The organism is Bradyrhizobium sp. 195, assembly GCF_023101665.1.
Classification (GTDB): domain Bacteria; phylum Pseudomonadota; class Alphaproteobacteria; order Rhizobiales; family Xanthobacteraceae; genus Bradyrhizobium.
On record NZ_CP082161.1, the window covers coordinates 1000817 to 1011730 of the forward strand.

Sequence of the window (10914 nt, forward strand, 5' to 3'; positions counted from 1 at the left end):
TTCCGCTTCAGTCGGTGATGAAGCCATAGGTGCCGCGGTAGTTCTTGGCCGGTTCGGTTCGGCCAGGCACGCCATAGATCCGGTTGATGTTGCCGATCAGCTGGGCTTGCGGATCGGCCGGCGGGGCAAAGCCGTCATCCGGACGCGACAGATCCTTCGGCGCCACCGCGCGAACGACGTAGGGCGTTACGATCACGACGAGCTCAGTCGCGTTGTTGACGAAGTCGCGGCTGCGGAACAGCGTGCCGAGGATCGGGAGCTGCATCAGTCCCGGCAGTCCGCTGACCGCCTGCTTGGTCTGCTGCTGGATCAGGCCGGCCATCGCCATAGCGCCGCCGGAGGGAATTTCCAGCGAGGTCTCCGCGCGGCGGGTCCTGATCGAGGGCACCGTCAGCGAGTTCACTGACGTCGAGGTCACGGCCTGCGACAGCGTGATCGCGTTTTCGTTCGAAAGCTCGGAAACCTCGGTCATCACCCGCAGGCTGATCTTGCCTTCGCTCAGCACCACGGGGGTGAAGTTGAGCGAGATGCCGAACTTCTTGAAGCTGATCTGGGTGGTACAGACATGCGTGGTGGGATCGCACGCATAGCCTGCCGGGACCGGGAATTCACCGCCGGCGATGAACGTTGCCGATTCACCGGAGATCGCGGTCAGGTTCGGTTCGGCCAGCGTGCGGATCACCCCCGCGGTTTCCATCGCGCGCAGGGTGGCCTGCACCGACGGTGCGGCGCCGAACTTCGTGGTCAGATTGTTGCCGTCCACGAGGTTCTTGCCGAGAGCCGTGAACGGATTCGAGTTGGAGAAGCTCACCACGGAAGTGCCGTAGTTGAGGTTGGCGGTCAGGTCGATGCCGAGCTGCTTGACGATGCTGCGCTGGACCTCGGCCACCGTCACCTTGAGCATGACCTGGTCGCGGCCGCGGACCACGATCGAGTTCACCACCTTGTCGGCGCCGCCGGCCAGGCGTGCGGCGAGATCGTTGGCCTGCTGCGCTTCCAACGGGTTCGCCGCCGTGCCGGTCAGGACGATGCCGTCGCCGAGCCCGTCGATCTGGATGTCTGAATTGGGCAGGACCTGCTTCAGCGCGGCCCGCACGCCGTTGAGGTCGCGCTTGACCGCGATGTCATAGGCCGCAATCTGCTGACCGGCGGAATCGAAGAACACGATATTGGTCTGGCCGACCGCGGCGCCGATGATATAGGCGCGCTGCGCCGAGCGGACCACCGCATTGGCGATCTTGGGATCGGCGACCAGCACGTCCTTGATGTCGCGCGGCAGGTCGATCACGATGGACTTGCCGACGCCGAGCGAGAGGAAGCGCGCGTTCATCTGGCCGTCCGCTGCGGCCGACGCCACGGGGCGGTAATCGGCGGCGACCACGGGGGTCAGAACCGGGTTGAGCGCCAGCGCGACAGCGGCCGAAAACGACAGGGCGCGGACCATGGAGGTTCGCATCGTCGTCAAATCCACCCTGCATTTCATATCGACTGTCTTCATCGTGCCTTCGCCGTCTGACTTGGAATGCCGTAGCGAATGATCGAAATACCGTCCCGCTTCTGCGCGGAGTCATCGAGCGTGATTTCGCTCATCTTGACGTCGACGATGCTGCGCAGTGCCAGCGACAGCGTGCCGCTTTGGCGGGACGCCGAAAGCGTTGCGGTCTGCGCGGGATTGAGCTCGAGGGTGACGGTCTTGCCGACCACGGCGTTCTGGCCGTCCTTCTCCTTCGGCGCCTGATCGATGGCGAGGACGCGGATATTGGCCAGGATGATCTCGGAGGTGACGACGTCGGGGGCGCCGCTGCTCTGGTCCGGGTTCTTCAGCCGGCGCGTGAGCAGGACGTCGACGCGATCGTTGGGCAGGATGAAGCCGCCCGCGCCGGTCTCCGGCGAGATCTCGGTCGAGATCGCCCGCATGCCGGTGGGCAGGATTGCCGCCATGAAACCGGAACCCTCGGCCTTGACCAGCTTCTGGTCGCGAATCGGTTCGCCCTGAATGAAGGGCGCGCGCGCGATCGAACCGGCGACCTGGGTCGCGCCTTCGGGACGCTCGTTGCGGCGGATGAAGGTGGCGCTGGCGGTCGCGGCCGGCCAAGTCTGCCATTGCACGTCTTCCGGCTTCACGGTCTGGCCGAGGCCGATGTCGTTCTTGGCCACGAGAACGTCGACGGTCGGAAGCTGCGCGACCGGGGCCGGAGGCGGCGCAGAATTGTCCGAGCCGCTCGCCAGGTACGCGGCGACGCCGCCGGCGCAGATGGCGACCGTCAGGACGACAATGCGTGCCCTATTCATACGCTTCACTTTCCAACAAAACGCCGCGACGCTGCCGCCGCCGTAATCGGCAGTTGACCAGCTATTCGTCAAAGCATGGTTAATGAGGCGTATCTAAATCGCCTTAACGCCCGGTTTACCCAGTGCGTTCAGCGCAGTGCGAGGTGGGCGAGGTCGATCGCCTTCACCCATTCGGTCTCCGGGTAGACCATCAGCGCGCTCATGGCGAGCGCGATGCCGTAGGGGATGCCGCTCTCCTTGGCGTGCAGCCGCGCGAGCCAGGCCTGACCCGCCAGCCCGTAGGGCAGCGGCCATTGCCGGAACTGGAGCAGGAGCAGCGTCAGCGCGCCGCCGAACAGCGAGGCGTAGAGCAGGAAGTTCATCAACTGCGCGAACCCGAACCAGAGCGCGACCGAGGCCGCGACCTTGGCGTCGCCGCCGCCGACCCAGCCCATCGCAAAGCAGGTGAAGGCCACGACCAGGAGAAGCGCGCCGGCACCGACATGACTCAGCATCTCGTAAGGTGCCATGCCACCGGCGAGGGCAAGTGCGAAGAAGCCGGCGACCAGCGCCAGCGACACACGGTTCGAGATCGTCATCGTGAAGAGATCGCTCGCGGCGGCGAACGCCATCAGGGCCGGGAAGAGCAGAAGGCGCGCAAGGTCGAGGATCATGGGCTGCGTTTTGGGCCTGGGTTTGCCGCGGGAACTGGCGTCGGGCGATGCTAGCCGGCAGTGCTAAACAAACCGACAACGGCAGTAAGGGTCGCGCGGGGCCGAAGCCGCCGAACGCGTGCTCACCAGAGGCTGGCAATGCGCGCGGCGAGCGCGACTGTTGCAAGCAGCAGGGCAAGGCAGACCCAATAGACCGGTGATCCGGCCTGCGCCGCCCCTGCCTCGTTCGCCGCGACCGCGGCATCGGTTCTGTACTCGCGCAACGCCACTGGAACTCGCCGTCTTCAAAAACAAAGGCCCCGGAGATCCGGGGCTTTTGCCGTCGTTCGTCGGTCGCTTACTTCAGCGACGTGCTGATCGAGGTGAACTTGGTGTTCAGCGTGGTGCCGAGATTGTTGACGACGGTGATGATGGCCAGCGCGATGCCGGCGGCGATCAGACCGTATTCGATGGCGGTGGCGCCGGATTCATCCTTCGCGAAACGTGCAATCAAGTTCTTCATGAACAAAACTCCATCTGGGGTGAAGATCGCCTCGTTCGGCGCCGTCTTTGACCCGATGACCATGAGAGCCGAGCTCTTTCGGTGGGGTTAATTCGATCAAGCAAACCCGATTCTGGTGCGATGCTTCCACCCAAAGTGAATTTCGCCTTAAGACTGCGGCTGCAATTCGCTCCGGTTCCAGATGCAGCGTGAGCGCGGCGTCGGCTTCACCCTCCCTTAAATCTAGCGGAGTAGGCGTAAGAGAACTGGAATCCGCGAGAGAGGCGACAATGTCGAGCCTGCCCATGCTAGTCGCCTTGATGCTCGGTGAGACCATCGTGAAGGTGATCCCGGTCACCTTCGCGCTCGCGGCCGTCTTCACCGTGCTCGAGCATTTCTGGGCCTGCAATCCCGGCGCACCGTGGTGGCGCAAGCGGGAGATCATCACCGACATCTGTTACTGGTTCTTCGTTCCGGTGTTCGCCCGCACCATGCGGATCGGACTTCTGATCGTCGGCGCCAGCGCCATCTTCAATATCCACGATGCCGACGGGCTCATCGCCTTCTACGACAACGGCCACGGCCCGCTGGCGCAGCTGCCCCTGTGGGTGCAGGCCCTGCTATTCCTGATGCTGTCTGATTTCATGCTGTATTGGCTGCACCGGCTTTTCCATGACGGCGGCTTCTGGAAGTACCACGCCGTCCATCATTCGTCGGAGGAGATCGGGTGGATTTCCGCGGCCCGCTTCCATCCCGTCAATCTCATGCTCGGGACGATCAGCGTCGACGTCGTGCTGCTGATGGCCGGCATCTCCCCGAACGTCATGATCTGGGTCGGCCCGTTCACCACCTTCCATTCGGCCTTCGTGCACGCCAATCTGAACTGGACCTTCGGGCCGTTCAAATATTTGCTGGCAACGCCGGTATTCCACCGTTGGCACCACACCTCGCTCGAAGAGGGTGGCAACACCAATTTCGCCGGGACGTTCCCGATCTGGGACGTGCTGTTTGGCACCTTCCGCATGCCGGCGGGGCAGCTGCCGCAGGACTACGGCAAGGACGAAGCGACCATGCCGAAGGAGTTCGGGGGCCAACTGGCCTATCCGTTCCGCCGCTAGGATTGCAATATCGGGCGGGAAACGCCAGTCCGTTCAAACAATAGTCGGCGAGTTTGCGGAACGTTCACGAATTAAAGGCAGGTTACCTAGGTCGGGCACTGGCTCCGCTGTCAGCTGGTTGCTTCTGCCGGTTTGTGACGTCCCGAGGGTAAGAGTATGCGTAAAGAATTGCTGCGCCGTCATGCGCGCGTCTGTCTTCTGGTTGCCGCCGCAGTGCTGGCATCGCCGGCTGCCGGCCTCGCCGAGCCCACCGCCGACACCATCGCCGTCAATGTCGACCAGGCCAAGCTGGTGCGGCTGCCTGGCAAGGTCGCGACCATCGTGGTCGGCAATCCCCTGATCGCGGACGTCACCCTCCAGCCCGGCGGCATGATCGTCGTGACCGGCAAGGGCTACGGTGCCACCAATTTCATCGCGCTCGACCGGAGCGGCGAGATTCTGGTCGACCGCCAGATCCAGGTCGAGGGTCCGAGCGACCGGCTCGTCACCGTCTATCGCGGGATCGAGCGCGAATCCTACAGCTGCGTGCCGATTTGCCAGCGTCGTGTGACGCTCGGCGACAGCGACGCCTACTTCAACAACACGATGAGCCAGGCCGGTTCGCTGAGCAGCAATGCCAGCGGCAACGCCGGTGCGGGCACCAAGTCCAACTAGCCAGGTCGACTGGCGGGTTGACCCGGGGATCGCCGAGCCCGCCAAGGCTAACGCATCCTTAACGATGCGGTTCGGCGGGCGTGAATCGCCTGCAACACTTAAACAATCAGTTTTAGCTATTGAACCAAGCAGAGGATCGCCGCTGCTGGGGAATTTGACGCGATGCCATCGCTTCCGCCTACGAGGTTCACGCTCCGGACAGCGCTATCCCGGTTTCATGGCAGCCGCCGCGGCTCCGCGGCGGTCGAGTTCGCGCTGGTCGCTCCGATTTTCTTCGCGCTGCTGTTCGCCATCATCGAGACGGCGCTGGTGTTCTTCGCAGGCCAGGTGCTCGAGACCGTCACCCAGAATTCCGCGCGTGCCATTCTGACCGGCCAGGCGCAAGCGCAGGGCGGCTCGGTGGCAGCCTGTCAGACCACGCCCAACGTGGTCGCGGCGTGCGATCAGACCACGTTCAAGACCTATGTCTGCAGCCAGATCCCGGCGCTCTTCGATTGCAGCAAGCTTTACGTCGACGTGGTGAGTACCAGTTCCTTCACAGCGCTGAACCTCACCAGTTACGGCGATTCCTGCAACTTCAATCCGACCGGCGTGCAATACAATCCCGGCAGTTCCAGCCAGGTCGTCGTGGTGCGGATGTTCTATCAGTGGCCGCTCTTCGTCACCGGCCTCGGCTACAACATCGGTTGCAGCAGCAAGCGACTGCTGGTCGCGACCGCTGCCTTCAAAAACGAACCCTTCTGAGGCAGATGGATCTGAGCGGACCAATGCGGGCGATTACGAAATTCTCGAGGAATGCGCGCTGCTCGGTGCGCGACTTCGTCGCCGACAGCCGCGCCCTCGCGGCGACCGAATTCGCGGTCATCGTGCCGCTGATGCTGGTGATGTTCTTCGGTACCGTCGAATTCTCGTCGGCCGTGGCGATCGATCGCAAAGTCACGTTGATCGCACGGACACTGTCCGATCTGACATCGCAGTCGACGACGCTGACCGATTCCGACATGCAGAACGCGTTCACGGCGAGCATCTCGATCATCATGCCTTACGACGCTACGCTCGTGAAAGGCTCGATCTCCCAGATCTACATCGATGCCAACAGCATTGCCACGGTCCAGTGGAGCAAGGCCGGCACCATTGCGAGCGGTGCGACGCAAGCGACGCTGGCGACCTCGGCTCGGAAGGCCGGCGACAAGGTGACCAGCGAGCTTCCCTCGACGCTGTTGATTCCGTCGACCTACCTCATACTCAGCGAGGCGAGCTACACTTACACGCCTTCCGTGGGTTACGTGTTGAAGTCGAGCATACCGCTGAGCGACCTGTCCTACACGCGGCCGCGCCAGGTCACATGCGTTCCCTACAACGGCGTACCGTCCTCGTGCTGACATTCACGAGCAGGCCCCCGGAATGAAAAAGGCCGTGCGTCGCGCACGGCCTTTTTGTTTGCTTTGGCTGGCGCAAGCCGATCGGGCCAAGCGCCCGGCGGCTCAGCCTGCGTCGCGTAGGTTGTCCGCTGCCGACTTGCCGGAGCGGCGGTCGGCCACGATCTCGTAGGAGATCTTCTGACCTTCACGCAGCGTGCCGAGGCCTGCACGCTCGACAGCGCTGATGTGAACGAACACGTCCTGGCCGCCATCGTCGGGCTGAATGAAGCCGAAGCCTTTGGTCGCGTTAAACCACTTCACGGTTCCCATGCTCACGGGGGTAGTCCCTTCTCAGATAACACAATGTTGGAGCCCACTCGCGCAGGCCGGTTAGATCGAATTTTTGGAAGGGTCGTCAGCGTGTCTGAACCGGCTGTACCGGTGGATGCTAATGTCGTCCGGCCGAAAATCGATAAATTCATTTTATCGGAATTGAGGCCTCAAAACAATCCGGCCATGCACGATTTTTTGATCCGCCGCGAGGTCCACGGCGGATCGACAGGCAGGCCGGAATCTTACTGCCGCTCGCGTGCCAGCAACCGCTAGCGACGGCGGAACTGGCCGCCGCGCTGGCCCGGACGAGGCGGTCCACCCATCCCGCTGGGACGTTCGTCCTTGTGGCGGAAAATCAGCCGGCCCTTCTCGAGGTCATAGGGCGACATCTCCACCGTCACGCGGTCGCCCGCCAGCGTCTTGATGCGGTTCTTCTTCATCTTGCCGGCGGTATAGGCAACGATCTCGTGTCCGGCGTCGAGCTGCACGCGGTAGCGGGCGTCGGGGAGGATTTCGGTGACCAGTCCTTCGAACTGGATCAGCTCTTCCTTAGCCATGTGGGTGTCTCCAGTCGTGGACTGTTAGTTCGAATGAGGATTGCGGTTCGGTCGGCCGTTGGGACGACTCTCGCGACGCAAAAAGGCAACGCCTTGTATTCCATCAGGCTTGCCGGCGCTATGCGCGGGACGCTGTTCCGACCGATCGGCGGGTGAGGAGTTCATCTTACCACCGGAACCGCGGCGGCGGCGAGACCCCTTGGAGGCCTTGTGGCCTTCACCGGGCCTGCCATCAACAGGTCTGCCCTCGCCATGGCGTCCTTCGCCGGGCCGTCCGTCGCCCTGCCTGCCGGCGCTATGATGGCGTCCGTCGGCATGCCTGTCGTCGCCACGCCGTCCGTCACCGTGCCGGGCGCCTTGGGGACGCTGGCCTGGGCGGCCGGACCGACCCTGTCGCTGCTGAGCAGGGGGAGGGCCGGCGTCGCGGCGGCCGGCATCGGTGCGGAGGTCTTCGCGCGGCAGCGCCACCTTGATCAGTCGTTCGATGTCGCGGAGATAGCTCAGTTCCTCGCCGCCTGCGACCAGCGAGATCGCGGTGCCGTCGGCGCCAGCGCGCGCGGTGCGGCCGATGCGATGGACGTAGGTTTCCGGCACGTTGGGCAGGTCGAAATTGATCACGTGGCTGATGCCGTCGACATCGATGCCGCGGGCGGCAATGTCGGTGGCGACCAGGGTGCGGATCTCGCCCGAGCGGAACTGGGCGAGCGTGCGCTCGCGATGGTTCTGCGACTTGTTGCCGTGGATGGCGCTGGCAGGGATGCCGGCCTTCTCGAGCGACTTCACCACCTTGTCGGCGCCATGTTTGGTGCGGGTGAAGACCAGTGCGCGGTTGACCGGCTCGTCTTTCAGAAGCTTGGTCAGGAAGGCGGGCTTGGCGGAGAAGTCGACCTGGACGATGCGCTGGTTGATCCGCTCGGCAGTCGAGGAGACCGGGGTCACCGCGACGCGGGCGGGGTCGCGCAGCATGGCGTCGGCGAGTTCGGCGATGTCCTTCGGCATGGTGGCCGAGAAGAACAGCGTCTGCCGCTTGATTGGGAGTTTCGCGACGATTTTGCGGATGTCGTTGATGAAGCCCATGTCGAGCATGCGGTCGGCTTCGTCGAGCACAAGGAACTCGACGCTGCCAAGTTTCAGGCCATTGCTCTGCACGAGGTCGAGCAGGCGGCCTGGGGTGGCGACCAGCACGTCGACGCCCTGCATCAGTGCACGGACCTGGCGGCCCATCGGCACGCCGCCGATGGCGAGCGTCGAGGACAGGCGGATATGGCGTCCATAGGCGTTGAAGCTATCGAGGATCTGGCCGGACAGCTCGCGGGTGGGCGACAGCACCAACACCCGGCAGGTCTTGGGCTGCGGCTTGATGCGGTTCTCGAGCAGGCGGTGGAGAATCGGAAGCGCGAAGGACGCGGTCTTGCCGGTTCCGGTCTGGGCGATGCCGACGACGTCGCGGCCGGTCAGCGCGATCGGAACAGTCTGGGCCTGGATGGGGGTGGGAGTGACGTAGTTCTCTTCGGCGAGAGCGCGCGCGATCGGTTCGGCGAGGCCGAAATCCTGAAACGATGTCAAAAGATGGGTTCTTTCCATGTCAAAAGCGGGCGCCCGGCGCATTCAGCGCGGCGCGCGCAAAAGGGTGTCGAGAAGACACCTGCGTGTTTAGGGTGTCGGATGGCTTGTGAGATATGGGGCAAGCCAGAGGCCCGTAGGGGCTTAAGAACACGCGGCTCGCAACGACCCCTTGATTCGCAAGAGGTCTCGGCTGTTGATATGGAACATTTAGGGGGCGCTTTCAAGGCTGGCTCGCCTGAAATGGCGATTGCGGTGCAGAAATAGTTATGCCGGAAATTTAGCCAGAGTGACCAATTTGCTTAAAAAATAACCCGCCTGCCGCTTTGGCATACATTTGAATTGCTCAAGTTTTGGGCTGCTTCTTGGTGGCGAAACTTTGATTTCTGGCAATTATTCCAGCGAAACCAAATGGTTGGTGGGTGCTCAGTCCATGGCACGGTTCTTGCGAATCCGTTAATCGCAGGCGGCCGTGGGGCCGTTTCGCAGCGTTTTTCACGTCTGCGTCAGGGAGATGAGACACTCATGCTTAGCAAATCCATTCACGATATAGCGGCGTCATTTAGCCGCCGTGGCGTTCTCGCTGCGACCGCCGGCCTGATGCTCGGTCTGGCGCCATTGACCGGCGCGAAAGCCGCCGACGACACCATCAAGGTCGGCGTGCTGCACTCCCTTTCCGGCACCATGGCCATCAGCGAAACCACGCTGAAGGATACCATCCTCTTCCTGATCGACGAGCAGAACAAGAAGGGCGGCGTGAACGGCAAGAAGCTCGAGGCCGTCGTGGTCGATCCCGCCTCGAACTGGCCGCTGTTCGCCGAGAAGGCGCGCGAGCTGATCACCAAGGACAAGGTCTCGGTCGTATTCGGCTGCTGGACCTCGGTGTCGCGCAAGTCGGTGCTCCCGGTGTTCAAGGAGCTGAACAGCATCCTGTTCTACCCCGTGCAGTACGAGGGTGAGGAAAGCGAGCGCAACGTGTTCTACACGGGTGCGGCGCCGAACCAGCAGGCGATCCCCGCCGTCGACTACCTGATGAAGGAAGAGAAGGTGAAGCGCTGGGTGCTCGCGGGCACCGACTACGTCTATCCGCGCACCACCAACAAGATCCTGGAAGCCTACCTGAAGTCCAAGGGTGTCGCCCAGGAAGACATCATGATCAACTACACGCCGTTCGGTCACTCCGACTGGCAGACGATCGTGGCCGACATCAAGAAGTTTGGCTCGGCCGGCAAGAAGACCGCGGTGGTCTCGACCATCAATGGCGATGCCAACGTTCCCTTCTACAAGGAGCTCGGCAACCAGGGCATCAAGGCGAAGGACATCCCGGTCGTCGCGTTCTCGGTGGGTGAGGAAGAGCTCGCCGGCATCGACACCAAGCCGCTGGTCGGCCATCTCGCCGCCTGGAACTACTTCGAGTCGATCAAGACCAAGGACGGCTCGAACGAGAAGTTCATCAAGGACTGGCAGGCCTACACCAAGAATCCGAAGCGCGTGACCAACGATCCGATGGAAGCGCATGTGATCGGCTTCAACATGTGGGTGAAGGCCGTCGAGAAGGTGAAGTCGACCGATCCGGACAAGGTGATCGACGCGCTTCCCGGCATCGAAGCCCCCAACCTGACCGGCGGCGTGTCGAAGATGCTGCCGAACCACCACATCACCAAGCCGGTGTTCATCGGCGAGATCAAGGGCAACGGCCAGTTCGACGTGGTCTGGAAGACCCCGGGCCTCGTCGCGGGCGACGCCTGGTCGAAGGAGCTCGACGGCTCCAAGGACCTGATCGGCGACTGGGTCGGCAAGAAGTGCGGCAACTTCAACACCAAGACCAACAAGTGCCTCGGTTCGGGCTCCTGATCCGGATCTGACACTCATTGCAAGATCGGAGAAGGAGGCGATCCCGCC

The 10914-nt window shown here is 62.9% G+C and carries 13 protein-coding genes; 5 read left to right on the top strand and 8 right to left on the bottom strand.

The window, feature by feature from the left end:
• Positions 1-7: 7 nt before the first annotated feature.
• From IVB26_RS04655 to IVB26_RS04675, 5 genes are all read right to left on the bottom strand, one after another.
• Positions 8-1483 (bottom strand): type II and III secretion system protein family protein, encoded by a 1476-nt coding sequence (locus tag IVB26_RS04655; protein ID WP_247973059.1) that lies wholly within the window; start codon positions 1481-1483, stop codon positions 8-10.
• Between the two features lie 11 nt (positions 1484-1494).
• Positions 1495-2292, bottom strand: coding sequence for a Flp pilus assembly protein CpaB (gene cpaB / locus IVB26_RS04660; RefSeq protein ID WP_247970787.1), 798 nt, complete (start codon positions 2290-2292; stop codon positions 1495-1497).
• 128 nt (positions 2293-2420) lie between these two features.
• A complete protein-coding gene (locus IVB26_RS04665) occupies positions 2421-2945 on the bottom strand; it encodes an A24 family peptidase (RefSeq protein WP_247970788.1) in 525 nt (174 codons plus the stop codon).
• A gap of 122 nt (positions 2946-3067) precedes the next feature.
• Positions 3068-3208 carry a hypothetical protein gene (locus tag IVB26_RS04670; protein WP_246926139.1) on the bottom strand — a complete coding sequence of 47 codons (141 nt, stop codon included), beginning with the start codon at positions 3206-3208 and terminating at the stop codon, positions 3068-3070.
• A gap of 74 nt (positions 3209-3282) precedes the next feature.
• Positions 3283-3447, bottom strand: coding sequence for a Flp family type IVb pilin (locus IVB26_RS04675; protein ID WP_027544253.1), 165 nt, complete (start codon positions 3445-3447; stop codon positions 3283-3285).
• A gap of 269 nt (positions 3448-3716) precedes the next feature.
• Between IVB26_RS04675 and IVB26_RS04680 the strand changes: the two genes are divergently transcribed.
• The 4 genes from IVB26_RS04680 (at position 3717) to IVB26_RS04695 (ending at position 6580) form a co-directional block, all read left to right on the top strand.
• Positions 3717-4544, top strand: coding sequence for a sterol desaturase family protein (locus IVB26_RS04680; RefSeq protein ID WP_247970789.1), 828 nt, complete (start codon positions 3717-3719; stop codon positions 4542-4544).
• 156 nt (positions 4545-4700) lie between these two features.
• Positions 4701-5198, top strand: coding sequence for a pilus assembly protein N-terminal domain-containing protein (locus IVB26_RS04685; RefSeq protein ID WP_247970790.1), 498 nt, complete (start codon positions 4701-4703; stop codon positions 5196-5198).
• Positions 5199-5360: 162 nt separating this feature from the next.
• A complete protein-coding gene (locus IVB26_RS04690; RefSeq protein ID WP_246926124.1) occupies positions 5361-5942 on the top strand; it encodes a TadE/TadG family type IV pilus assembly protein in 582 nt (193 codons plus the stop codon).
• Positions 5943-5965: 23 nt separating this feature from the next.
• Positions 5966-6580, top strand: a complete 615-nt coding sequence (locus IVB26_RS04695; RefSeq protein ID WP_247970791.1) for a TadE/TadG family type IV pilus assembly protein — start codon at positions 5966-5968, stop codon at positions 6578-6580.
• A gap of 102 nt (positions 6581-6682) precedes the next feature.
• Here IVB26_RS04695 and IVB26_RS04700 read toward each other — a convergent pair whose 3' ends face one another.
• From IVB26_RS04700 to IVB26_RS04710, 3 genes are all read right to left on the bottom strand, one after another.
• Positions 6683-6895 (bottom strand): cold-shock protein, encoded by a 213-nt coding sequence (locus IVB26_RS04700; RefSeq protein WP_194404462.1) that lies wholly within the window; start codon positions 6893-6895, stop codon positions 6683-6685.
• A gap of 266 nt (positions 6896-7161) precedes the next feature.
• Positions 7162-7449 carry a translation initiation factor IF-1 gene (gene infA, locus IVB26_RS04705; protein WP_007599789.1) on the bottom strand — a complete coding sequence of 96 codons (288 nt, stop codon included), beginning with the start codon at positions 7447-7449 and terminating at the stop codon, positions 7162-7164.
• Between the two features lie 24 nt (positions 7450-7473).
• The gene (locus IVB26_RS04710) at positions 7474-9057 is read right to left on the bottom strand and encodes a DEAD/DEAH box helicase (RefSeq protein WP_247970792.1); all 1584 of its coding nucleotides are present in this window, start codon (positions 9055-9057) and stop codon (positions 7474-7476) included.
• 480 nt (positions 9058-9537) lie between these two features.
• Between IVB26_RS04710 and urtA the strand changes: the two genes are divergently transcribed.
• Complete coding sequence (gene urtA, locus IVB26_RS04715) at positions 9538-10866, top strand: urea ABC transporter substrate-binding protein (protein ID WP_247970793.1); 1329 nt, start codon at positions 9538-9540, stop codon at positions 10864-10866.
• The last annotated feature ends 48 nt before the right edge of the window (positions 10867-10914 follow it).

Excerpts from the sequence above, each read along its gene's own strand:
- IVB26_RS04655 (WP_247973059.1), bottom strand. The coding sequence starts at position 1,483 with ATGAAATGCAGGGTGGATTTGACGACGATGCGAACCTCCATGGTCCGC.
- cpaB (WP_247970787.1), bottom strand. The coding sequence starts at position 2,292 with ATGAATAGGGCACGCATTGTCGTCCTGACGGTCGCCATCTGCGCCGGC.
- IVB26_RS04665 (WP_247970788.1), bottom strand. The coding sequence starts at position 2,945 with ATGATCCTCGACCTTGCGCGCCTTCTGCTCTTCCCGGCCCTGATGGCG.
- IVB26_RS04675 (WP_027544253.1), bottom strand. The coding sequence starts at position 3,447 with ATGAAGAACTTGATTGCACGTTTCGCGAAGGATGAATCCGGCGCCACC.
- IVB26_RS04680 (WP_247970789.1), top strand. The coding sequence starts at position 3,717 with ATGTCGAGCCTGCCCATGCTAGTCGCCTTGATGCTCGGTGAGACCATC.
- IVB26_RS04685 (WP_247970790.1), top strand. The coding sequence starts at position 4,701 with ATGCGTAAAGAATTGCTGCGCCGTCATGCGCGCGTCTGTCTTCTGGTT.
- IVB26_RS04690 (WP_246926124.1), top strand. The coding sequence starts at position 5,361 with ATGCCATCGCTTCCGCCTACGAGGTTCACGCTCCGGACAGCGCTATCC.
- IVB26_RS04695 (WP_247970791.1), top strand. The coding sequence starts at position 5,966 with ATGCGGGCGATTACGAAATTCTCGAGGAATGCGCGCTGCTCGGTGCGC.
- infA (WP_007599789.1), bottom strand. The coding sequence starts at position 7,449 with ATGGCTAAGGAAGAGCTGATCCAGTTCGAAGGACTGGTCACCGAAATC.
- IVB26_RS04710 (WP_247970792.1), bottom strand. The coding sequence starts at position 9,057 with ATGCGCCGGGCGCCCGCTTTTGACATGGAAAGAACCCATCTTTTGACA.
- urtA (WP_247970793.1), top strand. The coding sequence starts at position 9,538 with ATGCTTAGCAAATCCATTCACGATATAGCGGCGTCATTTAGCCGCCGT.